Origin of the sequence: Streptomyces collinus (assembly GCF_031348265.1) — a bacterium.
GTDB lineage: Bacteria > Actinomycetota > Actinomycetes > Streptomycetales > Streptomycetaceae > Streptomyces > Streptomyces collinus.
Genome location: NZ_CP133771.1, coordinates 1406918 through 1433485, shown reverse-complemented (window position 1 = coordinate 1433485; position 26568 = coordinate 1406918). Strand labels below are relative to the sequence as shown.

General features: G+C 73.5%; 22 protein-coding genes. 11 read left to right on the top strand and 11 right to left on the bottom strand.

Translation table 11 applies throughout. The annotated features are described in order from the left end of the window. Positions 1–95: 95 nt before the first annotated feature. Complete coding sequence (gene fxsA / locus RFN52_RS06370; RefSeq protein ID WP_184843513.1) at positions 96–671, top strand: FxsA family membrane protein; 576 nt, start codon at positions 96–98, stop codon at positions 669–671. Positions 672–790: 119 nt separating this feature from the next. Here the strand turns inward: fxsA and RFN52_RS06365 are convergent, their stop codons facing one another. The 4 genes from RFN52_RS06365 to yczE all read right to left on the bottom strand — a co-directional run bounded on the left by RFN52_RS06365 (position 791) and on the right by yczE (position 4245). After that, complete coding sequence (locus RFN52_RS06365) at positions 791–1165, bottom strand: RNA polymerase-binding protein RbpA (RefSeq protein WP_030247095.1); 375 nt, start codon at positions 1163–1165, stop codon at positions 791–793. 266 nt (positions 1166–1431) lie between these two features. Further along, positions 1432–2778 (bottom strand): MFS transporter, encoded by a 1347-nt coding sequence (locus RFN52_RS06360; protein WP_184843510.1) that lies wholly within the window; start codon positions 2776–2778, stop codon positions 1432–1434. A 49-nt stretch (positions 2779–2827) separates the two neighbouring features. Next, positions 2828–3595, bottom strand: coding sequence for a glycerophosphodiester phosphodiesterase family protein (locus RFN52_RS06355; RefSeq protein ID WP_184843507.1), 768 nt, complete (start codon positions 3593–3595; stop codon positions 2828–2830). Beyond that, positions 3592–4245, bottom strand: coding sequence for a membrane protein YczE (yczE, locus tag RFN52_RS06350; RefSeq protein WP_184843504.1), 654 nt, complete (start codon positions 4243–4245; stop codon positions 3592–3594). Before yczE ends, RFN52_RS06355 begins: the two co-directional genes overlap by 4 nt. 101 nt (positions 4246–4346) lie before the next feature. Here yczE and RFN52_RS06345 point away from each other — a divergent pair, with 101 nt between their 5' ends. Beyond that, positions 4347–5846 carry an SCO1417 family PLP biosynthesis transcription factor gene (locus tag RFN52_RS06345; protein ID WP_184843501.1) on the top strand — a complete coding sequence of 500 codons (1500 nt, stop codon included), beginning with the start codon at positions 4347–4349 and terminating at the stop codon, positions 5844–5846. A 38-nt stretch (positions 5847–5884) separates the two neighbouring features. Here the strand turns inward: RFN52_RS06345 and RFN52_RS06340 are convergent, their stop codons facing one another. After that, positions 5885–7552, bottom strand: coding sequence for a hypothetical protein (locus tag RFN52_RS06340; protein WP_311240906.1), 1668 nt, complete (start codon positions 7550–7552; stop codon positions 5885–5887). A gap of 52 nt (positions 7553–7604) precedes the next feature. Then, positions 7605–7799, bottom strand: a complete 195-nt coding sequence (locus tag RFN52_RS06335) for a hypothetical protein (protein WP_030843336.1) — start codon at positions 7797–7799, stop codon at positions 7605–7607. A gap of 297 nt (positions 7800–8096) precedes the next feature. Here RFN52_RS06335 and RFN52_RS06330 point away from each other — a divergent pair, with 297 nt between their 5' ends. The 5 genes from RFN52_RS06330 (at position 8097) to RFN52_RS06310 (ending at position 13812) form a co-directional block, all read left to right on the top strand. Then, on the top strand, positions 8097–8489 hold the full coding sequence (locus tag RFN52_RS06330) for an ankyrin repeat domain-containing protein (RefSeq protein ID WP_102913968.1): 393 nt from the start codon (positions 8097–8099) through the stop codon (positions 8487–8489). 300 nt (positions 8490–8789) lie between these two features. After that, positions 8790–10208 carry a HEAT repeat domain-containing protein gene (locus tag RFN52_RS06325; RefSeq protein ID WP_184843498.1) on the top strand — a complete coding sequence of 473 codons (1419 nt, stop codon included), beginning with the start codon at positions 8790–8792 and terminating at the stop codon, positions 10206–10208. Between the two features lie 186 nt (positions 10209–10394). Further along, on the top strand, positions 10395–11522 hold the full coding sequence (locus RFN52_RS06320) for a glycosyltransferase family 4 protein (RefSeq protein ID WP_184843495.1): 1128 nt from the start codon (positions 10395–10397) through the stop codon (positions 11520–11522). After that, complete coding sequence (locus RFN52_RS06315) at positions 11519–12712, top strand: glycosyltransferase (RefSeq protein WP_184843492.1); 1194 nt, start codon at positions 11519–11521, stop codon at positions 12710–12712. The genes RFN52_RS06320 and RFN52_RS06315 overlap by 4 nt, the downstream gene beginning before the upstream one ends. 266 nt (positions 12713–12978) lie before the next feature. Further along, the gene (locus RFN52_RS06310) at positions 12979–13812 is read left to right on the top strand and encodes an SGNH/GDSL hydrolase family protein (RefSeq protein WP_184843489.1); all 834 of its coding nucleotides are present in this window, start codon (positions 12979–12981) and stop codon (positions 13810–13812) included. 30 nt (positions 13813–13842) lie between these two features. Here RFN52_RS06310 and RFN52_RS06305 read toward each other — a convergent pair whose 3' ends face one another. From RFN52_RS06305 to RFN52_RS06285, 5 genes are read right to left on the bottom strand one after another with little or no spacing between them, the layout of a single operon-like run. Continuing rightward, positions 13843–14712 (bottom strand): 5-oxoprolinase subunit C family protein, encoded by an 870-nt coding sequence (locus RFN52_RS06305; RefSeq protein WP_184843486.1) that lies wholly within the window; start codon positions 14710–14712, stop codon positions 13843–13845. Further along, complete coding sequence (locus tag RFN52_RS06300) at positions 14709–15326, bottom strand: 5-oxoprolinase subunit B family protein (RefSeq protein ID WP_184843483.1); 618 nt, start codon at positions 15324–15326, stop codon at positions 14709–14711. Before RFN52_RS06300 ends, RFN52_RS06305 begins: the two co-directional genes overlap by 4 nt. Next, positions 15323–16081 carry a LamB/YcsF family protein gene (locus RFN52_RS06295; protein ID WP_184843480.1) on the bottom strand — a complete coding sequence of 253 codons (759 nt, stop codon included), beginning with the start codon at positions 16079–16081 and terminating at the stop codon, positions 15323–15325. The genes RFN52_RS06300 and RFN52_RS06295 overlap by 4 nt, the downstream gene beginning before the upstream one ends. A gap of 15 nt (positions 16082–16096) precedes the next feature. Next, positions 16097–16924: a putative hydro-lyase gene (locus RFN52_RS06290; protein WP_184843477.1), complete on the bottom strand. Its 828-nt coding sequence runs from the start codon at positions 16922–16924 to the stop codon at positions 16097–16099. Further along, positions 16921–18222 (bottom strand): MFS transporter, encoded by a 1302-nt coding sequence (locus RFN52_RS06285; RefSeq protein WP_184843474.1) that lies wholly within the window; start codon positions 18220–18222, stop codon positions 16921–16923. The genes RFN52_RS06290 and RFN52_RS06285 overlap by 4 nt, the downstream gene beginning before the upstream one ends. Positions 18223–18419: 197 nt before the next feature. On the opposite strand from RFN52_RS06285, the gene RFN52_RS06280 reads away from it, so the two are divergent. The 4 genes from RFN52_RS06280 (at position 18420) to RFN52_RS06265 (ending at position 26362) form a co-directional block, all read left to right on the top strand. Further along, a complete protein-coding gene (locus RFN52_RS06280; protein ID WP_033309730.1) occupies positions 18420–19115 on the top strand; it encodes a GntR family transcriptional regulator in 696 nt (231 codons plus the stop codon). A 138-nt stretch (positions 19116–19253) separates the two neighbouring features. Next, positions 19254–20780 (top strand): hypothetical protein, encoded by a 1527-nt coding sequence (locus tag RFN52_RS06275; protein WP_184843471.1) that lies wholly within the window; start codon positions 19254–19256, stop codon positions 20778–20780. 31 nt (positions 20781–20811) lie between these two features. After that, entirely contained in the window at positions 20812–21693 is an 882-nt protein-coding gene (locus RFN52_RS06270; protein ID WP_107458388.1) for a hypothetical protein, read from the top strand. Between the two features lie 37 nt (positions 21694–21730). Next, entirely contained in the window at positions 21731–26362 is a 4632-nt protein-coding gene (locus tag RFN52_RS06265; RefSeq protein WP_184843467.1) for a coiled-coil domain-containing protein, read from the top strand. Positions 26363–26568: the final 206 nt, after the last annotated feature.

Genomic DNA, 26568 nt, shown 5'->3' with positions numbered 1-26568 from the left:
GCAGCCGTTCACAGAGACAACCGGGGCAGCCGTTCACAGAAACAGCTGATGGCGGCCTTATCCCGTGCTGAGCCGGGGCCAGGCACACTGGAGGCATGACGACTGGCGCTCAGACCCCGCTGCCCCCTGCCCGGCCCAAGCGCTCCCGGCTGCGTACGTTCCTGCCGCTGGGTGTCGCCGCGTGGTTCGTGCTGGAGATCTGGCTGCTCACGCTGGTCGCGGGGGCGACGAGCGGGCTGGTGGTCTTCCTCGTCCTGCTGGCGGGTCTCGTGCTCGGCTCGGTCGTCATCAAGCGGGCCGGCCGGCGGGCCTTCCGCAAGCTCTCCGAGGCGCTGCAACAGCAGCAGAGCGGTGTGATGCCCGACGCGGCCCACCCGGGCAGCGAGGGCAACGGCCTGATGATGCTGGGCGGCCTGCTCCTGATCATCCCCGGCCTGGCGTCGGACGCGGTCGGCCTGCTCCTGTTGCTGCCGCCGGTTCAGAAGGCCGTGAGCCGCTCGGCGGAGCGCACCTTCGAGCGCAAGCTCAGTCAGGCCCGCCCCGGCACCCTGGGCGATGCCTTCCAGCAGGCCCGGATGCACCAGCCCGACGGCAAGGTCGTGCAGGGCGAGGTGATCAGGGACGAGCCCGGGGACGCCGCGCAGCCGCCCCGCCCGCCGCTGACGTACTGAGCCGTGCCCGGGCGCACACACCCGGGCACCGGACACGCGGAAGACCGCGGGCGCCGTACTCCTCGTACGGCGCCCGCGGTCTTCTGATGCGCTGTTACTTCGGCCGGGCCCGTGAAGGGCTATGCCGACTTGCGGCTGTCCCGGGGATGAACAGCGATGTTCATCGCACCGGATCGCAGAACCGCCAGGCGCTCCTCGAGGACCTCTTCGAGTTCCTCACGGGTGCGCCGCTCCATCAGCATGTCCCAATGCGTACGCGCGGGCTTGCCCTTCTTTTCTTCAGGGACATCGCCGTCCACGAGGAGTGCCTGGGCCCCACAGACCTTGCACTCCCACTCCGGCGGGATCTCCGCCTCGACCGAGAAGGGCATCTCGAAGCGGTGCCCCTTCTCGCATGCGTACTCCACGGCCTGGCGCGGGGCCAAGTCGATGCCGCGGTCCGTCTCGTAGCTGGTCACCACGAGGCGCGTGCCGCGAAGAGCTCGCTCACTCATGAATCGTGCCTCCCGGGCTTGTCGCCCACAGGACAGGTGTCGCTGTCGTCGTCATCCGGTCAACGTCCGGTCGGCGGTAAAGATTCCCGTTCCGAGTCCCGTTCCGGGTCGTGCGTCGCCGTCGTAGCCGCCCTTGTTGTACCCACCAGCGCCCGGTTTGTCACATCTGATAGCAGATATAACCCAGCGTTTCGGCATCTTTGACGCGCAGTAACGGTCCGCCTGGCAGGCCAAACGCGTACACTACAGCCCTTTCGCTCCGAGTGCTAAATCCTGTCTGGAACCGGATTCCCCGCTTCGCCGATCGCACGCCGCACCGGCACCCGAGCGAGCAGGACGAAGCCGAGAACGAAGAAGGCCACCAGCGAGATGATCGCGTCCCGGTAGCTCCCGGTCAGCTGGTAGGTGATCCCGAACAGCAGCGGCCCGAGCCAGCTCATGCCGCGGTCGCTCATCTCGTACGCCGAGAAGTATTCGGCCTCCTTGCCCGGCGGGATCAGATGGGAGAACAGCGAGCGGGACAGCGCCTGGCTGCCGCCCAGGACCAGGCCGATCCCGGCGGCCAGGACGAAGAACCACACCGGCGCCCCGGCCGGCAGGAAGTACCCGGCCGCCAGCGTCACCGTCCACGCGACCAGCGAACCGAGGATCGTGCGCTTGGCCCCGTACACCCGGGCCAGCCGGCCCATGGTCAGTGCGCCCGCCACCGCCAGCACCTGCACCAGCAGCACGGCACCGATGAGGGTGGACTGCCCGAGGCCGAGTTCCTCGGAGCCGTAGACCGAGGCCTGGGAGATCACCGTCTGGATGCCATCGTTGTAGACGAGGTACGCGAGCAGGAAGGCCAGCGTCAGCGGGTGGCGGCGCATGTCGCGGACCGTCGCCGCGAGCTGCTTGAAGCCCGGCAGGGCCGCCTCCCGCCCGGCCGTCCGGCGATCGCGCAGCCGCCGCAGCGGGATGAGGGCGAACGCACCCCACCACAGGCCGGCCGAGGCCAGGCAGATGCGCACCGCCGTGCTCTCGGAGAGGCCGAAGCCGTCGTGCCCCGTGTAGAGGACCAGGTTCGCGACGAGGACCAGTGAACCGGCCGCGTAACCGAAGGCCCAGCCGCGGGAGGAGACGGCGTCCCGCTGCTCGGGCGGGGCGATCTGCGGCAGGTAGGAGTTGTAGAGCATCATCGCCACGGACTGCGCGGCGTTCGCGACGATCAGGAGGGCCCCGCCCAGCAGGTAGCGGTCGCCGTCCAGGAAGAACATGGCCGCCGTGGCCGTGGCGCCGGTGTAGGCGGCGGCCGCGAGCAGGGGCTTCTTGCGGCCGGTGCGGTCGGCGGCGGCGCCCACCAGCGGCATCACCAGCACGGCCACGATCACCGACAGGGACACCGAGTAGGCGAAGAAGGAGCCGGCCCGCACCGGGATACCGAGGGGGTGGACGTACCCGTCGGCGTCCGCGGCCGACTTGGCGACCGAGGTCAGATAGGGGCCGAGGAACACGGTCAGGACGCTCGTCGAGTAGACGGAGCAGGCCCAGTCGTAGAAGTACCAGCCGCGCTGCTCGCGTCTCAGCTCCGCCGATCCGTCGGCCGGCGGTGTCCGCACGGTGTCGTTGCCCACCCCTGCCCTCGCTTCCCCGTGACCGCGCGGAGGGGACGGGCCCGGGGTCTCAGACCCAGACGCCGCGGTCCTCCATGACCTTGCGCAACGTGTCGATGTGATCGGTCATGATGCCATCCACGCCCAGGTCGAGGAGCCGGTGCATGCCCTCGGGATCGTTGACGGTCCACACGTGCACCTGGAGCCCGCGCGCGTGGGCCGCGAGCAGGAAGCGCCGGTCCACGACCTGGATGCCGGACTGGATCTCGGGGACCTGGGCGGCCACCGCCGAGCGGCGCACCGCGGCCGGCAGCCCCCAGGAGCGCAGTCGCAGGTTGAGTACGCCGCGCGTGCCGTACGACGTGGCCAGACGGGGGCCGGCCAGCCGCTGGGCGCGGACCACCCGCGCCTCGGAGAACGAGCCGACGCAGATCCGGTCCCAGGAGTCCGTCCGGCCGACCAGGTCGAGGAAGGGCAGCAGGGCTGCCTCCGCCTTGACGTCCACGTTCCAGCGCACACCCGGGAAGGTCTCCAGGAGCTCCTCGAAGAGGGGGAGCGGTTCCTCGCCCGCCACGCGCGCCTGCCGTACCTCCTGCCACGGCAGGTCGGCGATCCGGCCCGCGCCGTCCGTCACCCGGTCCAGGGTCGCGTCGTGGAAGGCGACGACCCTGCCGTCCCGGGTGGTGTGGACGTCCGTCTCGATGTACCGGTATCCGGCCTCGACCGCGCACCGGAACTGCCGCACGGTGTTCTCCAGGCCGTCCGCGGCTCCGCCCCGGTGGGCGAAGGCGATCGGGCCGGGATGGTCGAGGTAGGGGTGGCGTATCCGCGGGGTCACGGACGCAGTATCGCTCCTCGGGGTTGACCGCTGGCAACGGTCGTACTGACGCCGGATGCCGCAGGGACGGCGAACACGCGCAGGAACGCCTGGGCGAGGGGGCCGATCGCCAGGGCGTACAGCAGGGTGCCGATCCCGACGGTGCCGCCGAGGGCGAAGCCGGTCGCCACCACCGTGAGCTCGATGCCCGTGCGCACCAGCCTGATCGAGACGCCGGTGAGCTGGTGCAGTCCGGTCATGAGGCCGTCGCGCGGGCCCGGCCCGAAGCGGGCCGCGATGTACAGGCCGGTCGCCGCGCCGTTCAGGACGATCCCCGCCAGCATCAGCGTGATGCGTGGCGCCAGGCCGTGCGCGTCGGGCACCAGGGCCAGCGCCGCGTCCATCGCCATGCCGATGACCAGCACGTTGGAGACCGTGCCCAGGCCCGGCCGCTGGCGCAGCGGGATCCACGCGAGCAGCACCGCTGCGCCCACGAGGGTCAGGACGACGCCGATCGACAGGCCGGTCCGCTCGGCCAGCCCCTGGTGCAGCACGTTCCACGGCTCCAGGCCGAGCCCCGACCGGACGAGCAGTGCCGAGCTCGCGCCGTACAGCGCGAGACCGGTGTAGAGCTGGACGAGTCGCCGGGTGAGCCGATCCCGCGTAAACATGATGCGCCCCCTGTGTGGCGGTAGTGGACTGCTGCATGACACCCTGTGGCTTGGATGGAGAGGCCATCCATGGCCAATTCGGGGAAGGTGGACTGATTTCGATGGCGGAGTGGACCTCGGCAGTGGGTGCGGCACAGCTCGCCCGGCTCCTCAGCTCCCAGCAGGACCGCCCGGCGGGCCCCGGCACGCGCCGGCCGCCGGCCTACCGTGCCCTCGCCGACGGCATCCGGCTGCTGGTGCTCGAAGGGCGGGTCCCGGTGGCGGCCCGGCTGCCCGCCGAACGGGAACTCGCCCTCTCCCTGTCCGTCAGCCGCACGACGGTCGCCGCCGCGTACGAGGCGCTGCGCAGCGAGGGCTTCCTGGAGTCCCGGCGTGGCGCAGGCAGCTGGACCGCCGTCCCGGCCGGGAATCCGCTGCCCGCGCGCGGGCTTGAGCCCCTGCCTCCGGAGGCACTCGGCTCGCTGATCGACCTCGGCTGCGCCGCCCTCCCCGCTCCCGAACCCTGGCTCACCCGGGCCGTCCAGGGCGCGCTGGAGGAACTGCCGCCCTACGCGCACACCCACGGCGACTACCCCGCTGGGCTGCCCGCGCTGCGGGCGATGATCGCCGAGCGGTACACCGCCCGCGGGATTCCGACCATGCCCGAGCAGATCATGGTGACGACCGGGGCGATGGGCGCGATCGACGCCATCTGCCATCTGTTCGCGGGGCGGGGTGAGCGCATCGCCGTCGAGTCGCCCTCCTACGCCAACATCCTCCAGCTGATGCGGGAGGCCGGGGCCCGGCTGGTGCCCGTGGCCATGGCCGAGGGGCTCACCGGGTGGGACATGGACCGCTGGCGGCAGGTCCTGAGGGACGCCGCGCCCCGCATCGCGTACGTCGTGGCCGACTTCCACAACCCCACCGGGGCGCTCGCCGACGAGGACCAGCGGCGGCGGCTGGTGGACGCGGCACGGTCCGCGGGGACGGTGCTGATCGCGGACGAGACGATGAGCGAGCTGTGGCTCGACGCCGAGGTGCGGATGCCTCGGCCGGTGTGCGCGTTCGATCCCGCCGGGTCGACGGTGATCACGGTGGGGTCGGCGAGCAAGGCCTTCTGGGCGGGGATGCGGATCGGCTGGGTGCGGGCCGCGCCGGACGTGATCCGCAGCCTGGTCGCCGCCCGGGCGTACGCCGATCTCGGTACGCCGGTGCTGGAGCAGCTGGCAGTGAACTGGCTGTTCGGGACCGGGGGCTGGGAGCAGGCCGTGGAGGTGCGGCGGGAGCAGGCGCGGTCGAATCGGGACGAGCTGGTGGCCGCGGTGCGACGGGAGCTGCCCGGGTGGGAGTTCGAGGTGCCGCGGGGCGGATTGACGCTGTGGGTGCGTACGGGCGGTCTGTCCGGGTCACGGCTCGCCGAGGCGGGGGAGCGTGTGGGCGTGCGGGTGCCGTCCGGGCCGCGGTTCGGGGTGGACGGGGCGTTCGAGGGGTATGTGCGGTTGCCGTTCACCGTGGGCGGCGCGGTGGCCGAGGAGGCCGCCGTGCGGCTCGCCGCCGCAGCGGCGCTGGTGGAGAGCGGTGCGGTGGGGAACGCGGAGGCGCCGCGTACGTTCGTGGCCTGAGGCCGGACGGGTGTGACCGCTGGGGCTCGAAGCCTCGGCTATGTCTCCTTGGTCAGGACGGGCACCGCGGCCGGAGCTGCTTCCGGCGTCTCCGGGGCTCCCGGCTCCGGTTCCGGCTCCGGTTCCTCCGCCGTCGGAACCGGCTCCGGTACGTCTTCCGACTGGTCCTGCTCCGGGATCGTCTCCCCGTCCGCCGGGGTCGTGCGCGGCGGCAGCAGGCTGAGGACCGCCTCGCACAGGGCGTCGGGCGTCGCGTCGTCATAGGGGTTCGGGGTGGCCGGCACCTGGAGGCGGTGGACCGGCCCCGTGCCGAGGCGGGCGTAGCCGCGGCCGGGCGGGAGCTCGTCGATCGGGGTGGTGTGCGGGGGTGCGCCCAGGACCGACTCGAGTTGTTCCGCCGTCGCCGGGCCCAGGACCACACGGGCGCGGGTGTGCTGGCGCACCGGCTCGATCAGGGCGTCCATGCTGTCCAGCTGGTCGGCGACGACCACCGTAACGTTCGCCGGGCGGCCGTGCCGGAGGGGGACCTGGAGGAGGGACTGCGGATCCTTGCGGCCGTCCGCCGCGGCCAGGTGGGTGAAGGCCGTCGGACGGTCGAGGAGGATCCACAGCGGGCGCTTGGTGTCGTCGGGCGGCGGGTCGCCGGCCTGGTGGGCCCGGTTGGCGGCGATGAGGCGGCGCTCCGTCTCCGTCGCGGCCCACTCCAGGCTGGCCGTGACCCCGGCGAGCCCCGCCTCGACCGCCAGGACGCCGTCCCGGCCGGTCAGACAGGCGTACTCGCCGGTGCCGCCGCCGTCGACGATCACCACGTCGCCGTGGAGCAGGGCCTGCAGGGCGATGGACCGCAGCAGGGTGGAGGTGCCGCTGCCCGGCTGGCCGAGAGCCAGCAGGTGCGGCTCGGTGGAGCGCAGGCCCGTGCGCCAGACGACCGGCGGTACGTCCCGCTGCCGTTCCCCGTGGGTGACGGGGAGCGTGCGCTGGACCCGGGTGGGGTCGGTGAAGCCGAGAACCGTTTCGCCGGAGGTGGTGACGAAATGCTGGGCGGCGATGTCGACGGGCAGCGGCAGGAGTACGCCCACCGTCAACTGGTTGCCCTCCTCGTCCCACGTGAAGTGGTATTCGCGGCCTCGGCCCGACTTGGCCGCGAGGAGGTGCTCGATCCGGGCGCGGGCCTCGGCCTCGCCGTCGGTGAAGTACGCCGGGTAGCGGACCACCAGCTGCGAGATCCGGCCGCTGCCGTCGAAGGCGTAGGTGGGGAAGGCCTTGTCCCAGGCGCCGCCGTGGGAGTAGAGCGGCTCGGGGTCCTCGGCGGCGGAGAAGTACGGCACCAGCGCCTCGTACAGCGACTTCAGCCGCTGGGTCTGCGACTCGTCGGGCCCGTCGGACGCCGAGGGGGAGCGGTCCCGGCCCTGCCAGGCCGCCGCCGACATCAGGGTGATGGCGGCGAGCAGGGGTCCGTACGGCACCAGCGCCACGACCAGGACCACGGAGGCCGCCAGGAACAGCAGCGCCCCCCTTCGCTCCTTGGGCGTCTCGGTCCATCTGCGCCGTCCGGCCGCTGCCAGCCGGCGCAGACCCCGCGCGATCGTGATCAGCGGGTGGAGGACGTCGGTGGCGCTGTCGGCGGCCGTCCGGGCCAGCTCCCGGCTCCGGGCGAGCTGCGCGCTGCCGTTGCTCAGAATGCGGGGGAGGGGGCGCCGGGCCACTACTGCCTCCAGTGAGTGCGTACGGGCGGGATGCGTACGGGGAGCGGGGACGTCAGAACTTGATACCGCCGAGGAGGCTCGCCAGGCTCTCGCCGCCCGCCTTGATGCTCGGGGCGATGGCCGTACTCGCCAGGTAGAAGCCGAACAGCATGGCGACCACGGCATGCGACGCCTTCAGCCCGTCCTTGCGGAAGAAGATGAAGACGACGATGCCGAGCAGGACCACGCCTGAGATGGAGAGGATCATGTGAGTTCTCCTGGTTCGCGGGGACAGTCACCATGAGTACTTCCAGGCTCACAGGATGTATCCATACGATAAAAGGTGCAACTGGGTGAAATTCGGACGTTTTCCCCCGAGTGGCGGAGTGCTCCCGGGCCCGGTGGAGCCGGGCGGTTGTGCATGTCCGGGTCTGTACTGATCTTTACCTCGGGCACATCGGGTCATGTGCCGCACGAGCCAGTACCCTGGCGATTCACTCGTACGGCTGCGCCCCTCGCAGGCGTACGCACCGAGACGATGAGCAGTGGAGAGGCGGTCCGGCCGATGACCGAAGTCCCCGACCCCGAGGTCGTGGAGCTGGCGACCAAGATCTTCGATCTGGCCCGGCGGGGACAGACCGAGGCGCTCGTGGCATACGTCGACGCGGGTGTTCCGGCCAACCTCACCAACGACCGCGGCGACTCGCTCGTGATGCTCGCCGCCTACCACGGCCACTCCGACGCGGTGCGTGCGCTGCTGGAGCGCGGCGCCGAGGCCGACAGGGTGAACGACCGAGGCCAGACCCCGCTCGCCGGAGCGGTCTTCAAGGGCGAGACGGACGTGATCAAGGCCCTTCTGGAGGGCGGCGCCGATCCGTCGGCCGGGACGCCCTCGGCCGTCGACACCGCCCGGATGTTCGGCCGGACGGAATTGCTCGAACTGTTCGGCGAGCACTGAACCGACAGGTCTGACCAGCAAGGACACGGAAAACGGGGGAGGCGGTACAGGGCCGCCGAAATTTCGGTCGCGGCAGACGAGAGTGCCGAGTCATCATGACGACGTGGTTCACGGACGTGATGGTTGGGCAGGTGTTGCCGCACCGCGCGGGCCGTGACGCGGTCCGCAAGGGCCACCGACGAGAGGCAGAGGAAGATGGTCTACAGCAAGCAGGAAACGGCGGGCACTCCGACGTGTTGTCGCGCGGCCAGGTAGTACACGTCCCCGGTTGCGTCGACGCTTGATGTGAGGCTGTTTCCCATGTTCGATCCGGTCATAGCGCCCAGCGGTACGCTGCTCGGCCTGCTTCAGCGGGGCCGCGGCGACGGCACGCTGCACGCGCTCACCGCCCCGCGCCCCGAGGCGCTGGCGGCGTTGAACCACTGCGTGCTGCGCGATCCCCGCCACGACTGGCAGGTGGAGAACCGCTCCCTCTACTACGCCCGCCTCTACCTCGACCTCAACGGCGAGCTGGACGAGGTCGAGGCCCATCTCTTCTGCGCCGAGGACGTCCTCGACACCGACGAGTCCCGTACCGGGCTCGCCCTCGCCGTCCTCGGGCACCTCGCCTCCTACGGCAGGCGGGACGCGCTGGAACTGCTGCGCAGGTACGCCTCCCACGGATCCAACTGGGCCTGGGCCCTGGACGAGCTGGCCCTCAGGGACGACGACGCGGGCCTGCGTGCCCTCGCCGCACCCGTCCTCGCCCGGTTCCCCGCCGATTCGGAGGGCGATGCCGAACTGGCCGCCACCGTCCGGGACGCCTTCGAGCCCCGCCCGTGGCGTCTGTGGGCCGAGGATCCCCGCGAATCCGTCGCCGCACGCGTGCGTGCCGCCCACGAGACGGGCTCCTTCGACCGCTGGCAGCGGCAGATGCGGCCCTCCGGCCCCCGCCCGGGGTGGAGCGTGCAGGCCGTCTTCGAGTGGGCCCAGCAGGGCATCGAGCGGGGTGCCGCCCTCCATGTGCCGGCCGCCCGCTGTCTCACCGCCGTGGCGGGCCCCGAGGACCGGGCCGAGATCGTCCGGGCGGCGAAGGACGGCTCCGACGGGGCCCGGTGCACGGCCCTCAGGTACCTCGCCGACGGCAACGATCCCGAGGCCCTCGATCTCATCGAGGGCGCCGTCGCCACCGGCTCGACGCTCGTCGTGGACGCTGCCGTCGACGCCTTCGAGCGGATGCGCTCACTGGCCGCCGTGGACCGGGCGCGCGGCTGGTCCACGCGCCCCGACGCGCTGGGCGCCGCCGCCGGACGCGTCCTCGCCTGCCGGGGCGGGGTGCAGGATCGCGACCTGGTACTCGCCGCCCTACGTGAGGCCGTGAGGGGCGAAGGCCCCGACGCGCAGACCCTGTGGACCCTCGTGGACGGCGCCGGACGGCTCGGCATCGCCTGCGCCGCCCCGGTACTGCGCCACGTCTACCGCGAGACCGCCTCCTCCCATCTGCGCGGCCGCACCGCCCGGGCCCTGGCCGCCACCGACCCCTCCTTCGCCACCGGCTTCGCCGTCGAATGCCTGTGGGACTGCGAGGAGACCACCCGGGAGATCGCCGCCCGGCACGCCGAGACCGGAGACACCCGCGTCGTCGAGCGACTGCGACGGCTCGCCGCCGACCCGGCCGAGGAGGCCGAGGTGCAGACGGCCGTACGCAGCCGGATCGGGCCCGAGGAGACCGCTGTGTGACCCCCTTGCCGGCAGGATGCCGGGGCGGAATCGCGCCTTTGAGGTGAACACGGGATGACTCGCGGGTCAGGAGGGCGTGGACGCCGCCTGACCTGCGCGGGTGCACCTCAGAACGCTCATAGGACGTTCCTCGGCCGGAAAGATCCACGTTGACGCGGCCACGTCCGGCACGGCGACAACAGCGGTATGCGTGTCGTCATCGTGACCGAATCCTTTCCCCCCGATGTGAACGGCGTGGCCCACTGCGCGCTCCAGACCGCCCGGCACCTCGTCGATCGCGGTCACGCCCCCGTCGTCGTCGCCCCGGCCCCCGCGCCCGGCAGCAAGCCCGACGCCTCCGCGCCGTGCCCCGTCGTCCACGTCCCCTCCCTCCCGCTCCCCGGCTACCCCCAGGTGCGCGTCGCCCTCCCCAGCCGCCGCCTGGCCGCCACCCTCATCGAGCACCGTCCCGACGTCGTCCACCTCGCCAGCCCCTTCGTCCTCGGTGTGCGCGGCATGGCCGCCGCCGCGCGCCTCGGCATCCCCGCCGTCGGCGTCTACCAGACCGACCTGGCCGGGTACGCCCGTACCTACATGGGCGCAGGGGAGGCCGCCGCCTGGCGGCGTATCCGCTCCGTGCACGGCGCCTGCGACCTCACCCTCGCCCCGTCCAGCGCCGCCCTGCACGACTTGCAGACCCACGGTGTCCCGCGCGTCGAGCTGTGGCCGCGTGGCGTGGACACCGAGCGCTTCCGGCCCGACCGGCGCGACGAGGCCCTGCGGCGGGAACTCGCCCCGAACGGCGAGCTGATCGTCGGCTACGTCGGCCGGCTCGCCCCCGAGAAGCAGGTCGAACTCCTCTCCGGTGCCTGTGGCCTGGAGGGCGTCCGGGTCGTGATCGTCGGCGACGGCCCCAGCCGGCCCGGTCTGGAGCAGGCGCTGCCGGGTGCCCTCTTCCTCGGCCGGCGCACCGGTGACGACCTCGCCCGGGTCTTCGCCTCGTTCGACGTCTTCGCCCACACGGGCCCCTTCGAGACGTTCTGCCAGACGGTCCAGGAGGCCATGGCCAGCGGCCTGCCGGTGGTGGCGCCCGCCGCGGGCGGACCGCTGGACCTGGTCGCCCACGGACGCACGGGGCTGCTGGTGCCCCCGCGCGACGCGAGCGCCGTCCGCGACGCGGTGCGGTCCCTGGCCGCCGACGCCGGGCTGCGGGCAGCCTTCGGCGCCGCCGGGCGCGCCACGGTCGAGGGCCGCACCTGGGCGGCCGTCGGGGACCAGCTGATCGGGCACTACGCGAAGGTCCTCGCCGGGCGCCGGACGGCGGTGGCGGCATGAGCGCCTCCCGCTCCGGCGGCAGCACCCGGTCGCTGCGGATCGTCCGGCTCGCCAACTTCGTCGCCCCGTCGTCCGGCGGCCTGCGCACCGCCCTGCGCGAACTCGGCAAGGGCTACAAGGACGCGGGACACGACCCCGTCCTCGTGATCCCCGGCGAGTGCCTGAGCGACCGAGAGACCGAGCAGGGGCGGGTGATCACCCTGCCCGGGCCGCTGCTGCCCGGCACCGGCGGATACCGCGTCCTCGCCGACAAGCGGCGCGTGGCCCGGCTCCTGGAGGAGCTCGCGCCGGACCGGCTAGAGGTGTCCGACCGGACGACCTTGCGGTGGACCGGCAAGTGGGCGCGCCGCGCCCGGATCCCGGCCGTGATGGTCTCCCACGAGACGGCCGACGGGGTGCTGCGCACCTGGGGTGTGCCCGAGGGGGCCGCCCGGCGTGCCGCCGACGCCCTCAACACCCGTACGGCGCACACCTACGCGCGCGTGGTGTGCACCACCGAGTTCGCCGAGCGGGAGTTCGTGCGGATCGGGGCCCGCAACGTCGTCCGAGCCCCGCTCGGCGTCGATCTGGTGCGGCGTCACCCGGCGCTGCGCGAGCCGGAGGTACGGGCGCGCCACGCGCGCGTGGACGAGACGTTGCTCGTGATGTGCTCGCGGCTCTCCGTGGAGAAGCGGCCCGGCACGGCTCTGGACGCCCTTCAGACGCTGCGGCGGCGCGGTCGCAGGGCCGTGCTGGTGGTGGCCGGGGACGGTCCGCTGCGGGCCGGGCTCGAACGGCGGGCGCGCGAGGGCGGCCTGCCGGTCACCTTCCTCGGGCACGTCTCCGACCCGGGGCAGCTCGGTGCACTCCAGGCGTCCGCCGACGTGGCACTAGCCCCGGGGCCCGCCGAGACCTTCGGGCTCGCCGCTCTGGAGGCCATGGCCTGCGGCACGCCCGTGGCCGCGAGCGCGTCGTCGGCACTGTCGGAGGTGATCGGCGCCGCCGGCGCCGTCGCGGCGGACCACGGGGAGGCGTTCGCGGACGCCGTGGACCTGCTGCTGGAACGCCAGGAGGCGGACCGGCGCGAAGCGGCACGCGCGCGTGCGGAGTGCTTCGGGTGGAACGCGGCGGTCGACGCGTTTCTCGCCGCGCACGACGCGGCTGTCCCCGTGCGCCCGGCTCGGCCGTTCGTGCCCGGGGGCGTGGCATGAGACCCCCGCGGTCCGAGGGGACCGGGTGGTTCGCAGGGTCCTCGTGGTGCGGGGAGCCTGGGGCGTTCGGCGGGTTCTCGCGGTGCGCGGAGCCTGAGTCGTTCGGAGGGTCCTCGCGGTCCGAGGAGCCCGGGTGCTTCTGCGGGTCCCCGTGGGCCGAGGAGCCTGAGTCGTTCGGAGGGTCCTCGCGCTCCGAGGAGCCCGGGCGGTTCGGCGGGTCCCGGCGGTGCCAGGAGCCCAAGTCGTTCGGCGGGCAACCGCGGTTCGTGGCGCTCGGGGACTCGCTCACCGAGGGCGTGGGGGATCCCGCGGGGAACGGGGCGTGGCGTGGCTGGGCTGCGCTGCTCGCCGACGGGCTCTCCGCGGAGGCGGCCGCGTTCACCAACCTCGCGGTGAGCGGTGCGCAGACCCGGGACGTTCTGGAGCGGCAGCTGCCCACCGCGCTGGAGCTGCGGCCCGACCTCGTGTCCGTGGTCGTCGGCGTCAACGACACCCTGCGCTGCACGTTCGACATCCGGGCCGTGGCAGCCCGGCTCGACCAGGTGTACGCGGCCTGCACCGAGCAGGGGACGTTCCTGCTCACCGCGTGCCTGCCCGACCCGGGCAGGATGCTCGGCCTGCCGGGGGCCCTCGCCAACCCGCTGGCCCGGCGGCAACGGGCCGTGAACACCGTGGTGCACGCCCTGTCCGAGCGGTACGGGGCGCTGCACCTGCACGCGGGCGAGGGCGACTGGACCACCGACCGAGCCCTGTGGAGCGCGGACCGGCTGCACCCCGGGGAGCGCGGGCACCGGCAACTCGCCCTGCGCTTCCATGCGCTGCTCGCGGAGCACGGCCTCGCGACGGGGCCCGCGCCCTCGCCAGAGCCCGAGTTCCCCGCCCCGGCGAAGGCGGCGAGCCTGTGGTGGCTGGCCACGGCCGGCACCGGCTGGGTGGCACGCCGGTGCACCGACCTGCTGCCCCAGCTCCTGGCCCTGGCCGCCGACGAACTCCGGCACCGCGCCCGCGGCACGAGCGCCGGGCTCGACCTGCGGGCCTCGGCCGCGGTGTCCGCCGCGCTCGGCGCCCTGTCGGTGGCTGAGCGGGCGGACGCGGTTTAGGTGTGCTGTCCGGGCAGGTTGACGCTGGGCCTAGCGGCGGCGCACGGTCACGAAGCGGACCGGTGTGTCCGGGACCGCCTGGGCCGCGGCCGGGAGGTCGGCGGCGTGGACCACGGCGATCACCGGATAGCCCCCGGTGGTCGGGTGGTCGGCCAGGAACACCACCGGCCTGCCGTCCGGCGGGACCTGCACGGCGCCCAGCACCATGCCCTCGCTGGGAAGTTCACCCGGCCGGGCCCGCTCCAGGGCGGGCCCCTCCGTGCGCAGTCCGATGCGGTTGCTCGCGGAGGACACCCGGTAGGGCCGGGAAACGAAGGCCCGTACCGCCTCGGGCGTGAACCAGCCGTCGCGCGGACCGAGCGTCACCCGCAGCACCAGCTCGGCCGGTGGCGCCGGCTGCGGAGCGACGTCCACGCGCGCCTGCACGCCGGCCGGCCGGCCCAGGGGCAGCACCGTCCCGTCCGCGAGCGGGGGCGGGCCGAGCCCCGACAGCAGGTCCGTCGACCGGCTGCCGAGCACCGGCTCGACCGCGATGCCCCCGGAGACTCCCACGTAGGCGCGTACGCCCGACACGGCGGGACCGACGTCCAGCAGCGCCCCGGCGGGGACGCGTACCGGCGCGCCCCAGGCGACGGGCCGTCCGTCCACCGTGACCCGGCAGGGCGCGCCCGTGACCGCCACGGTGACGGTCGAACGGGGTCGTACGGCACAGCCGTCGAGGGTCGTCTCCAGTACGGCCGTCTCCGGCGGATCGCCGACGAGCCGGTTGGCGAGGCCGGCCGCAGGCCGGTCCAGCGCCCCGGAGCGGGGGACGCCGAGGTGGGCGTGCCCGGGACGGCCCGCGTCCTGCACGGTGGTGAGGGCCCCGGCCCGGACGACGGCGAGGGCGCGGTCCGTCATGACCCCGCCTCGGGGACGAACCGCACCGGCGTGCCCGGTGACAGCAGCGCGGCCGGCACGCGCGCGTGGTCCCACAGCACCGCGTCCGTGGTGCCGATGAGCTGCCAGCCGCCCGGCGAGGAGCGCGGGTACACGCCCGTGTACGGGCCCGCCAGGGCGACCGACCCGGCCGGGACGGCCGTACGCGGAGTGGCCCGGCGCGGGACGTCGTAGCGCGGCGGCAGCCCCGTGAGGTAGCCGAAGCCGGGTGCGAAGCCGCAGAAGGCCACCCGGAACTCGGTGTCGCCGTGGATACGGGCGACCTCCCGCACCGGCACGCCCCAGTGCGCGGCGACCTCGGCCAGGTCCGGGCCGTCGTAGCGGACCGGGATCTCCACCACGTCACGCGCGCGTGGGGGAGCGGCCGGCAGTTCGGCGGCGGTCAGTTCGGCGGCCAGTCGGGCGGGGGCGTCGAGGCCGTCGAGGAGGACCGTGCGGGCCGCGGGCACGATCTCGCGGACCGAGAGCGTTCCCTCCGCGCGGCGCCGCAGCAGCTCCGCGTGCAGGGCCTGGGCCTCGTCGCCCGAGGAGACCTCGACGAGCAGGGCGTCCTCGCCGACGGGCAGGACCTTCATGCGAAGGCCTCCACCCGGACCCCCGACGCCTCCAGCCGCTCCCGCACCCGGCGCGCCAGCTCCACAGCGCCCGGGGTGTCGCCGTGCAGGCACAGGGAACGCGCGCGTACCTCGATGCGCGTGCCCGAGCGGGAGACGACCTCCCCGGAACGGGCCAGGCCCAGGGACCGCTCCACGACGGCATCCGGGTCGGTGACCACGGCGCCCTCCAGCGTGCGCGGCACCAGGGTGCCCGCGTCGGTGTACGCCCGGTCCGCGAACGCCTCGGTGACGACCGGCAGTCCGGCCTTCCCGGCCAGCTCCAGCAGGCGTGAGCCGGGCAGCCCGAGTACGGGCAGGGCGGCGTCCGCGAGGAGCACGCCGTCGACGACCGCGGCGGCCTGCTCCTCGTCGTGCACGACCCGGTTGTAGAGCGCACCGTGCGGCTTCACGTAGGCCACGCGGGCACCGGCCGCGCGCGCGAAGACCTCCAACGCGCCGATCTGGTAGGCGACTTCCGCTGCCAGCTCGGCGGGCGGCACGTCCATCGCGCGCCGCCCGAACCCGGCCAGGTCCCGGTAGGACACCTGGGCGCCGATGCGGACTGCGCGCTCGGCTGCCAGCTCGCACACCCGACGCATGGTGACCGCGTCCCCGGCGTGGAAGCCGCAGGCCACGTTGGCGCTGGTGACGACGGACAGCAGCCGTTCGTCGTCGGTGAGCCGCCAGCGGCCGAAGCCCTCGCCGAGGTCGGCGTTCAGGTCGATCGAGGTCATGTGCCGTGTCTCCTGTCAGGCCACGCGGTACTGCTCGTCGCGGGCGTCGGTGAGGAACATCTGCCCCGGGGCGTGCGTGAGGGCGAACGGCGGACGCGAGGCCATCACGGCCGCCTGCGGGGTCACCCCGCAGGCCCAGAAGACCGGGATGTCGTCCGGCTCGGCGTCCACCGGGTCCCCGAAGTCGGGGCGGCCGAGGTCGTCGATGCCGAGCCCCGACGGATCGCCGCAGTGCACGGGGCTGCCGTGCACCGCCGGCATGAGACTGCTCTCCCGGATCGCCGCCGCCAGCTGCCGGGGCGGCACCGGCCGCATCGACACCACCAGCGGCCCGTGCAGCCGCCCCGCCGGACGGCACTGCCGGCTCGTCACGTACATCGGGACGTTGCGGCCCTGCTCGACGTGGCGCATCGGAACGCCCGCCTCGCCCAGCGCCCACTCGAAGGTGAAGCTGCACCCGATGAGGAACGACACCAGGTCGTCCCGCCAGTACGCGCGCACGTCCGTCGGTTCGTCCACCAGCTCGCCGTCCCGCCACACCCGGTAGCGCGGCAGGTCGGTGCGCAGGTCCGCGCCATCGGCGAGCACGGTCGTCCAGGAGCCGGCGTCCGTGACGTCGAGGACCGGGCAGGGCTTGGGGTTGCGCTGGCAGAACAGCAGCATGTCGTAGGCCCAGTCGGCGGGCACCGAGATGAGGTTGACCTGGGTGTGGCCCGCCGCGACTCCGGCCGTGGGGCCGGTCAGGCCCGCCCGGAAGCGGGACCGGGCCGTTTGGGGGCTCCACGCGTGCGCGTGCTCGTCGACGAGGAGCAGAGGGCGGTCCTCGGTGCTCGTGTGGTTCACGCGAGCTCCTTTCCGCGCGTCTCCGGCAGCCCCAGCAGCGCGAGCGCCGCGATGCCGTAGCCGATCGCACCGAAGACCAGCGCGCCCCCGACGCCCCAGCTGTCGGCCAGGAACCCGACCGTCGTCGGGAACACGGCGCCCACCGCACGGCCGGTGTTGTACGTGAAGCCCTGCCCCGTCCCGCGCACGGCCGTCGGGTACAGCTCGCTCAGGTAGGAGCCGAAGCCGCTGAAGATCGCCGACATGCAGAACCCGAGCGGGAAACCGAGCACCAGGAGCAGGGTGTTGGCACCGCTCGGGATATTCGCGTACGCCAGGATGCAGAGTGCGGAGAGCAGGGCGAAGAGCCAGATGTTGCGCCGCCGGCCCAGCTTGTCGGTGAGGTAGCCGCCGGTCAGGTAGCCGATGAAGGCGCCCGATATGAGGAACGTCAGATAGCCGCCGGTGCCGACGACCGACAGGTCGCGCTCGGACTTCAGATACGTCGGCACCCAGGTGGCCAGCGTGTAGTAGCCGCCCTGGACACCGGTCGACAGCAGTCCGGCGAAGATCGTGACCCGCAGCAGGCCGGGCTTGAAGATCGCCGTGAACGAGCCCTTCTCTGCGCTCTGTTCACGCGCGGCGGCGGCCTCGGGGGCGTCGTGGACACTGCGCCTCAGCCAGATGACGAGCAGCGCGGGCAGTGCCCCGGTCCAGAACATGATGCGCCAGGCCAGGTCGTCGCCGGCCACCGAGAAGATGACGGTGTAGGCGATCACGGCCATGCCCCAGCCCACCGCCCAGGAGCTCTGGATCGCGCCGAGCGTCTGGCCTCGGTGCTTGGCGCTCGCGTACTCGGCGACCAGGATCGCGCCGACCGCCCACTCGCCGCCGAAACCGAGGCCCTGGAGGGCACGGAAGACCAGCAGCGTCTCGTAGTTGGGCGCGAAACCGCAGGCGACGGTGAACACCGCGTAGGTGATCACCGTGACCATCAGCGCCTTCACCCGGCCGACACGGTCCGCCAGGACGCCCGCGAGGGCGCCGCCGACCGCGGAGACCACCAGGGTGACCGTCGTGAAGAGGCCCGTCTGTCCGCTGTTCAGGCCGAAGTAGGCGGACAGCGCGACCATGCTCAGCGGAAGCGTGAAGTAGTCGTACGAGTCCAGGGCATAGCCGCCGAAGGCACCGGCGAAGGCGCGGCGGCCGCGCGGGCCCAGGGCACGCAGCCAGCCGAACGCCCCGTCGTCCGAGGTGCGTTCGGTGGTCGCGGGGCGTGTGTCGTCGGTCAGGGCCTGCGGTGGAGGGGTCGTGCTCATGGGCACCTCGCAGAGGGAGGACGGAGGGTGCTGAGGGGTGAGCCGTGCCGTACGGAAGCGGTCGGCGCCGCGGTGGGGAAAGCGGTGGGGAAGCGGCCCCGCCGCCGTGACGCCGTGCGTAGCACCGTAGAGGATTGTTCAACGATCCCTCAATACCCATGTTGGTTCGTTCTTGAGATCTGCGATTGAATTCCGGCATGGCAGAGCAGCTGAAGGACCTCGCCGACGACCGGGCTCTCCTGGGGCGCACCAGCACCGCGGAGCGGGTCTCGGACATCCTCAGGAGCCGGATCGCCGAGGGCTACTTCCCTCCCGGCACCCGCCTGTCGGAGGACAGCATCGGCGGCGCCCTCGGCGTCTCCCGCAACACGCTGCGCGAGGCGTTCCGGCTGCTCACGCACGAGCGTCTGCTCGTCCACGAGCTGAACCGGGGGGTCTTCGTCCGGGTTCTGACCGTGGAGGACGTCGAGGACATCTACCGCACCCGGCGGCTCGTCGAGTGCGCCGTCGTGCGCGGTCTGGGCGAGCCCCCGTACGGCCTCGACGGGCTCGCCGGCGCCGTGGAGGAGGGGCGGCGGGCGGCTCGGGAAGGTGACTGGAAGGGTGTGGGTACGGCCAACATCCACTTCCACCGGGAACTGGTCGCTCTCGCCGCGAGCGAGCGCACCGCCGAGCTGATGCGGAGCGTCTTCGCCGAACTGCGGCTGGCCTTCCACGTGGTGGATGAGCCGCAGCGCCTGCACGAGCCGTACATCGCGCGAAATGTCGCGATTCTGGAGGCTCTTCAGGCGGGGGACCGAGGGAAGGCCGAGAGCCTGCTCGCCGGGTACCTCGACGACTCGCTGGAGCGTGTGGTGGAGGTGTACCGGCGGCGGGTCGGCGAGGACGGGTGAGGGCGGCGGTCGGGGACGGGTGAAGACGTCGGTCGAGGGCCGGTGAGGGCGGTGGCCGAGGACGGATGAGGGCGGCGGCGCAGGGGGCGTACCGCGTCGTTTGGGTTGTTGTCAGACCCAGGACCTAGTCTGTGCACCGTGACTTCGCCTGCATCGACGGACAGCGTTCCGCCCCAGCTCAGCGCGGGGCCGCGCCCCGCCCCGGGGCCGGCCGCCGACGAGGGCCTGGCGCGGCGGCTGCGCGCGCTCGCCTGCACCGCGCCGCTGCACGACCTGGACGCCCGCAAGGCCAACCTGGCCGGCGAGTACTCGGTGTACGGCATGGCGGAGGTCGCCCTCGCGGCCATCGACCTGGTCACCCTGAACATGGACTTCGACACGGGTGCCGACCACGACCAGATCGTCGCCCGCCTCATCCCGCGCATCGCCGCCCAGGCCGCCCAGCGGCCCGCAGCCGAGCACGAGCGGGTGGCCCGCTGGGTCCTGGAGAACCTGATCAACGTCGGCAGCGTCGACCGCGGCTTCCGCGCCGTGTACGGCACGTTCGGCGCGGACGGCACCTATGTGCGCCGCGACTACGACTTCAAGCTGATCGAGGAGGTCCCCGGCCCCGGCGGCACGGTCTACCTCCGTACGACGGACGAGGCGGTCAACGTCCTCGTCGGCGCCCTCGACACGGACGTCACCAGCGCCCAGATCGCCGCCGAGGTCAAGCTGGAGGTGCTGATCAGCCGCGGCCGGCTCGCCGACGCCCAGCTCGCGGCCGAACAGGCCCGCTACCGCACCGTGCAGTACTCGGAGACCCTGCGCCGTGCCCTGGACGCGACCCGGCGCAACGTGCGCGCGGTGGACTGGCTGGCCACCGTGCCCGACATGATCGCCGAGGCGCTGGAGCACGTCGCCGACCGCTACCGCCACGAGAACGCGATCCTCACCAACATCCGCAAGGCGCGTGACGAGTCCGAGGATCCCGAGCAGAAGCGCCGCGCCGCCGAGCTCGTCGACATCGTCAAGGACTGCATCCGGCGGCACACACAGCTGCAGTCCCGGCTGCTGGAAGCCGGGCCGCTGTTCCGCGCCGAGCAGGACCGGCAGGCCTTCGCCACCCCGATGACCACCTCGGGGACAGACCTGTACGGGCATCTCCTCTCGCCCGTGCTGCCGCTGCCGCTGGAGCAGGCCGTCCGCGTCACCGACGCCTTCTTCGGCCGCGGCACCGGGCTGCGTACGCCGGTGTCCGTGCGGGTCGGCGACCTGGTCGACATACTGCTCACGCCGCCGGCGGAGCGGGAGCACCTGGGCGCGGAGATGCCGGAGCCGGACCTGATCGCCACGCCGGACGACAGCCGGTTCAGCGAGGAACAGCTGGCGGCGGCGCAGGAGCTGCTCGACCTGCCGGCGGACGCGCCGCGCCGGTTGTCGGGGCTCCTCGCCGAGGCCCGGCGGCAGGATCCCGAGCTGCCCTACCTGGTGGCCCTGCTGGCGGTGCACGCCGCCAGTCCGCCGGTCGGCACGGCCTACCGCCAGGGCGAGCAGAAGCTGCTGTTCGCCGTGGACGACGGGACCGAGCTCGACGACCCGGAGTTCGGCGGGGCGGACCTGATCGTCGGCACCGCACTGCTGGACGCGGCGGGGATGGCGGCGGACCGGACGGAAGCAGCATGAGTCAGTACGAGTGGCACAAGGAGTCCCGACCGTGAGCGAGCATGTCGAGTGGAGCGAGCCGGACGGACCGGCCCCCGCGGCCGGCGCCGCCGTCACTCCCGCCGACGCCGCCGACGCGGCGCGGCTCGTGTCCTTCGGGCTGCAGCCCAAGCTGCAGCCCGCCCGCGACCAGGAGTACGCCGACCTGCTGCGGCGCTACCGCGAGGACCCGCCGTTCGCGCGGCTCGCGGACGCCGTGGCGACCGGTCTGGGGCTGATCGTCCTGGAGGTGTCCCCGCGCGCGGGCATGGCCGTGACCGCCGCGGAGGACTCGGTGTTCGCGGTCCGCATGGGCGACTACGCGCGTCGTACGTCCGCCGACGGCGGCGACCGGTTCCTGCACGGTCTCGCGCACCTCGCCGTCGCCGCCATGGCGTTCCCGCGTCCCGAGGACCTCGCCGACGACGGCTACATCGGCCGCGTCACGGTCAACGGCGTCGACGCCTTCGTGCGCCAGGCCTGCCGCCGGCTGGAGGAGCGCGCCGAGGAACAGGGCGAGAACACCGACCCGGCGACCGACGCACCCGGCCTGGAGGCCGCCTGGCGGATCTGGGTGCGGCGCAGCGCCACCGGCGCCACCAAGGACGCCCGCAGGCTCGCCGGTTCGACCACCGGCATCGTCGCCAAGGCCGTCGCGTTCCTCACCGACTCCGGATTCCTCCAGCGCACCGGCGACGACCACGGTGGCACGTACCGCACGACCGCCCGCTACCAGCTCCAGGTCCGCGACCTGGCCGGCAGCGCAGCCCTGGCCGAGCTGCTGGAGCTCGGCGTCGTCCCCGTCACCGACGGCACACCGACACTGCTGCCCCCCGAGGAGGGCGACGACCTGGAGCTGGTCGCCGACGCCGGGCTGCCGTTCCACTCCTCCTGAACCCTCCCCACCTGACGAAGACTTACGAGAGTCCGCCATGTACGAGCTGTCCCGGGTCCGCCTCTACTCGATCGGGCCCGCCGGTGCGCGCTACGCCGACACCGTGCTTGACCTGCGCGGTGTGGGCGAGATCGTGCCCGACCCCGCGCCCGCCCAGGCGGAGTTCTTCGAGGAGGAGCCGGTCGGCCCGCCGCGCCGGCCCGCCCCCGCGGGCGTGCTCTTCCTGGAGAACGGCGGCGGCAAGTCGGTGCTGCTCAAGCTGATCTTCTCCGTGATGCTGCCGGGTCACCGCAACACGCTCGGCGGCGCCAGCTCCGGCGTGCTGCGCAAGTTCCTGCTCGCCGACGACTGCGGACACGTCGCGCTGGAGTGGCAGCACGTGCTGACCGGCGAGTGCGTCGTCGTCGGAAAGGTCAGCGAGTGGCGCGGGCGGCAGGTCTCCAACGACCCGCGGAAGTTCGCCGAGGCCTGGTACTCCTTCCGCCCTGGGCCGGGACTGAGCCTCGACAGCCTCCCCGTGGCGGAGGCCACCGCCGTACGGGCCCCGGTCGAGGGCCAGTCCAGTGCGCGCGGGCGGCGCCGCACCATGAAGGGCTTCCGGGACGCCCTCACGGAGGCGGGCAAGACGTACCCGCACCTGGAGGTGCACTGGGAGGAGATCCACGACCGCTGGATCGAGCACCTCGGCGACCTCGGCCTCGACCCCGAACTCTTCCGCTACCAGCGCGAGATGAACGCCGACGAAGGTGAGGCCGCCGGTCTCTTCGCGGTCAAGAAGGACGCCGACTTCACCGACCTGCTGCTGCGCGCCGTCACCGACACCCGCGACACCGACGGGCTCGCCGACCTGGTCAGCGGCTTCGGCAACAAGCTGGGCCGGCGCGCCGAGCTGATCGCCGAACGCGACTTCACCGCCGGCTCCGTCGACCTCCTCGGCCGGATCGTGGAGGCCGCGGAGGCCCGCTCCCGCGCGCGTGACATCCACGCCGGAGCCGAGCGCCGCACCCGGACCCTGGCCCGCCGGCTCTCCGCGCGCGGTGTGCGGGAGCGGGTCCGGGCCGCCGACCTGGCCCAGCGCGTCACCGCCGCCGCGTACGCCGTCACACACGCCGAGGCGGCCCGCGAGCGCAGTGCGCTGATCTCCGCCGAACTCGCCTACCGGCACGCCTCGCTCGCGCTCGCCGGGGCCGAGAAGTCCGCCGCCGCGCAGAAGCGCGAGCTCGCCGACGCCCGCACGCTGTACGCGGCGTGGCAGGCCGCCGAGGCCGTGCTGCGCCACCGCGCCGCCTCCGACCGCGTCACCCGCGTGTCCGCCGCGATCCAGGAGGCCGAGCGGGACGCCGCCCCGGCACTGGCCGCGCGCTCCAAGGCCGCCGTCGACCTCGTACGGGCCCTGCACGCGGCCGCGGAGAAGGCGGAGAGCCACGCCAACGAGGAGGAGGAGCGCTCCGCCGCCCTCCAGGAGGTCAGCGACGCGGCCTACCGCGACTCCACCGCCGCCGCCACGCAGGCGCAGCGCGCCCGCAGCGAGATCGGTCACCTCAAGCAGCGCCTCGCCGAGGTCGAGCAGGAGACCGCCGAGGCGGTGCGGGCCGGCTGGCTCGACGACTCCGCGCCCGACGCCGACCCGGCCCGGGCGGCCCTGGCCGCCAGCGACGCCGAGAAGTCCGCCGTCGCAGCCTGGGACTCGGCCCGCGAGGCGTCCCGCCGGGCCACGGAGCACGCCCGCGAAGCCGCTGCCGGCGAGAGCCGCGCCGAACTGACCGCCGCCCGCGCGGCCGATGCGGCGACAGCGGCGGAGCGGTCGTACGAGGCCGAGCGTCGCACCGCCGGGGCCCTGGCGGGGGAGGAGCGGCTGGCGGAACTGCTCAGCCTGACCCCGGAGCCCCGCCCGGGCATCCCGCAACCCCGCCACGGCACGGACAGCGAGCCGGTCATGCCGTCGGCCCACGGGGAGCAGGGGCTCACCGCCGACGAACTCGACCGCTTCGCCGACGACCTGCGCGACCTGCTCGACGACGCCGTCTCCTCCGCCGAGCGGCAGCTGTTCGAGCTGCGTACGGCCGCCGCCGACGACTCCCGGATCCTCGGCGCGCTCGGCGATGGCGGGCTCCTGCCGCCCGGCCCGGACGTCCTGGCCACGGTCGAATTCCTCGGCGAGCACGGCATCCCCGCGCTGCCCGGCTGGCGTTACCTCGCCCAGGCCGTCGACCCGGCCGACCACGCACGCGTGCTGGCCGCCCGGCCCGAACTCGTCGACGGCGTGATCATCACCGACCCGGACTCCCACGCCCGGGCCCGGGAGGCGCTGGGCGACGCCGCACTGCTGCCCCGCTCCGCCGTGGCGGTCGGCACCGCCGCCGCCCTGCTCGCCCCGACCCCGGCCCCGGACAGCGACAGCGGCGATGTGTTCCTCGTGCCGCCGAACCCCGCCATGCACGACGAGCACGCCGCCGACGAGGAGCGGCAGGCACTGCGCGCCCGGGCGACCGAGCGGGACGAGGAGATCCGCACACTCGCCGCCCGGCTCGGCAAGGACCGCGAACTGGCCGCCCGGCTCGCCTCCTGGCGCACCGGCTGCCCCGCCGGCCGGCTCGCCGAACTGGCCCAGGCGGCCCACGCCGCCCGGACGTTCGCCGAGGAGTCGGAGGCCGAACTCGCCGAGGCCCGCACCGTGCGGGCCGAGGCCGACGAGGTCGCCGCCGAAGCCGCGCGCGTCCGGGACGAGCGCCAGGAAGCCGCCCAGAAGGCCCGCCGCTCCGCCGACGCCCTCGCCGGACTCGCCTTCCGGCTGCGCGAGCGGGCCGGCTGGCAGGTCAAGCTGCGCGAACTGGCCGACGAGGCGGCCGAGTCAGAGGCGAGCGCCCAGGCCTGCCTGGAGCGGGCCCGGGCCGCCGACGAGGACCGGCGTGCCGCCCAGCGCGCCGCCGACGACACCCGCCGTACCGCCCGCGCGCTGCGCGCCGAGCGCTCCGAGATCGCCGGCGCCCCCGACGACGTACCCGAGGACGACGACCAGACCCCCAAGGCATCCCTGCCCGCCCTGCGCGAGGCCTACCGGGCCGCGTCCCAGGTGTACGAGAAGGTCGGCGTCGGCGCCGACCTGCGCGCCGAGCAGGCCCGCGCCGAGAGCGACGAGAGCGCAGCCCGCGCCGAGCTGGACCGGCTCAGCAACAAGGTCCGCACGCGCGCGGAGCAGCTCCTCGAATCACCCGACGGCTCCGACGGGCCCAGCCGCCAGGCCGCCGCCGCCCGCGCCGAGGAGCTGGTGCAGCTCCTGGAAACCCGGATGTCGACCGCGAGCGAGCAGCTCGGACGGCTGCGCGGCGAGGCTGAACGCCTCGCTCCCGCAGACGACGGCGAGACACACACCGACCTGCCCGAGGACCTCCAGCCGCGCGACGCCGAGCACGCGCAGACCCTGCTGCGCACCGCCACAGCCGAACTCGCCTCCCACACCGAGGCACTCGACCGGGCCCGTGACGCACACGCCGAACTCCTCGACGCCCACCGCGCCGCCGAGGACGCGGCGAGCGGCTTCGACGAGATCGCCGCCATGCTCCGCGACCTGCTGCGCGAGCACACCACGGACGAGGAGCACGAAGAGCCCGAGCCCTACCCCGGGACCACGGAGGAGGCCCGGCAGGCGGCCGCCGAGGCCCGCCGTTCCCTGCGCGGCTGCGCCGCCGACCTGTCCGCTGCCGAGGCCGCCGTCCGCGAGGCGAGCGACATCCTCGTCCGGCACGCCAACTCCACGCGCTACGAACAGGTCCGTACCCCGGCCCGCCAGCAGATCCGCGAACTGCCCGCCTCCACGCTGCCCGAGCATGCCCAGAAGTGGGCGGACGCCTTCGCGCCCCGGCTCCGCGTCCTGACCGACGAATTGGAGCAGCTGGAGCGCAACCGCGACTCGATCGTGGACCGCCTGCGCGGCCTCGTCGAGTCGGCCCTGGCCACCCTGCGCTCCGCCCAGCGGCTCTCCCGGCTGCCCGAGGGCCTCGGCGAATGGTCCGGGCAGGAGTTCCTCCGCATCCGCTTCGAGGAGCCCGACCAGGCCACGCTCACCGAGCGGCTCGGCGAGGTCATCGACGAAGCCACCCGCGCCGCCGTCAAGAAGAACTCCGACCTGCGCCGCGACGGCATGTCCCTGCTGCTGCGGGGTGTCGCCGCCGCCCTGCAGCCCAAGGGCGTCGCCGTCGAGATCCTCAAGCCGGACGCGGTGCTGCGCGCCGAGCGCGTCCCCGTCGGGCAGATGGGCGACGTCTTCTCCGGCGGGCAGCTCCTCACCGCCGCCATCGCCCTCTACTGCACGATGGCCGCGCTGCGTTCGAACGACCGGGGCCGCGACAAGCACCGGCACGCCGGCACGCTGTTCCTCGACAACCCCATCGGCCGCGCCAACGCCACGTACCTGCTGGAACTCCAGCGGGCGGTGTCGGACGCCTTGGGCGTCCAGCTCCTTTACACCACGGGCCTGTTCGACACCACCGCGCTGGCCGAGTTCCCCCTGGTCATCCGCATGCGCAACGACGCCGACCTGAGGGCGGGCCTCAAGTACATCAGCGTCGAGGAGCACCTCCGCCCGGGCCTGCCGCGTGAGGCTCCCGCCGGGGAAGCCGTCCACAGCGAGATCACGGCGACCAGGATGTACAAACGCCCGGTTTCCTAGGCCGGGGCGGCCTATTCTGCTGGGTCCTTCTTCGCGTAGGGGTTGTCCGGCGATCAATAGCCGGCCGTCAGCCGCTGGCGGCCAGCGCTAAGCCGCCATCGGTGGGTCAGCCGTCGGCCGACGGTCAGCCAGCCGCCAGCCGTTGGCCGACGGTCAGTCAGCCGCCAGCCGCCAGCCGTTGGCCGACGGTCGGTCAGCGTCGGCCG

What these genes read in the sequence shown, in the direction of transcription:
- fxsA (WP_184843513.1), top strand. Translation starts at nt 96, where the DNA reads ATGACGACTGGCGCTCAGACCCCGCTGCCCCCTGCCCGGCCCAAGCGC.
- RFN52_RS06365 (WP_030247095.1), bottom strand. Translation starts at nt 1,165, where the DNA reads ATGAGTGAGCGAGCTCTTCGCGGCACGCGCCTCGTGGTGACCAGCTAC.
- yczE (WP_184843504.1), bottom strand. Translation starts at nt 4,245, where the DNA reads ATGTTTACGCGGGATCGGCTCACCCGGCGACTCGTCCAGCTCTACACC.
- RFN52_RS06345 (WP_184843501.1), top strand. Translation starts at nt 4,347, where the DNA reads ATGGCGGAGTGGACCTCGGCAGTGGGTGCGGCACAGCTCGCCCGGCTC.
- RFN52_RS06335 (WP_030843336.1), bottom strand. Translation starts at nt 7,799, where the DNA reads ATGATCCTCTCCATCTCAGGCGTGGTCCTGCTCGGCATCGTCGTCTTC.
- RFN52_RS06330 (WP_102913968.1), top strand. Translation starts at nt 8,097, where the DNA reads ATGACCGAAGTCCCCGACCCCGAGGTCGTGGAGCTGGCGACCAAGATC.
- RFN52_RS06325 (WP_184843498.1), top strand. Translation starts at nt 8,790, where the DNA reads ATGTTCGATCCGGTCATAGCGCCCAGCGGTACGCTGCTCGGCCTGCTT.
- RFN52_RS06320 (WP_184843495.1), top strand. Translation starts at nt 10,395, where the DNA reads ATGCGTGTCGTCATCGTGACCGAATCCTTTCCCCCCGATGTGAACGGC.
- RFN52_RS06315 (WP_184843492.1), top strand. Translation starts at nt 11,519, where the DNA reads ATGAGCGCCTCCCGCTCCGGCGGCAGCACCCGGTCGCTGCGGATCGTC.
- RFN52_RS06305 (WP_184843486.1), bottom strand. Translation starts at nt 14,712, where the DNA reads ATGACGGACCGCGCCCTCGCCGTCGTCCGGGCCGGGGCCCTCACCACC.
- RFN52_RS06300 (WP_184843483.1), bottom strand. Translation starts at nt 15,326, where the DNA reads ATGAAGGTCCTGCCCGTCGGCGAGGACGCCCTGCTCGTCGAGGTCTCC.
- RFN52_RS06295 (WP_184843480.1), bottom strand. Translation starts at nt 16,081, where the DNA reads ATGACCTCGATCGACCTGAACGCCGACCTCGGCGAGGGCTTCGGCCGC.
- RFN52_RS06285 (WP_184843474.1), bottom strand. Translation starts at nt 18,222, where the DNA reads ATGAGCACGACCCCTCCACCGCAGGCCCTGACCGACGACACACGCCCC.
- RFN52_RS06280 (WP_033309730.1), top strand. Translation starts at nt 18,420, where the DNA reads ATGGCAGAGCAGCTGAAGGACCTCGCCGACGACCGGGCTCTCCTGGGG.
- RFN52_RS06265 (WP_184843467.1), top strand. Translation starts at nt 21,731, where the DNA reads ATGTACGAGCTGTCCCGGGTCCGCCTCTACTCGATCGGGCCCGCCGGT.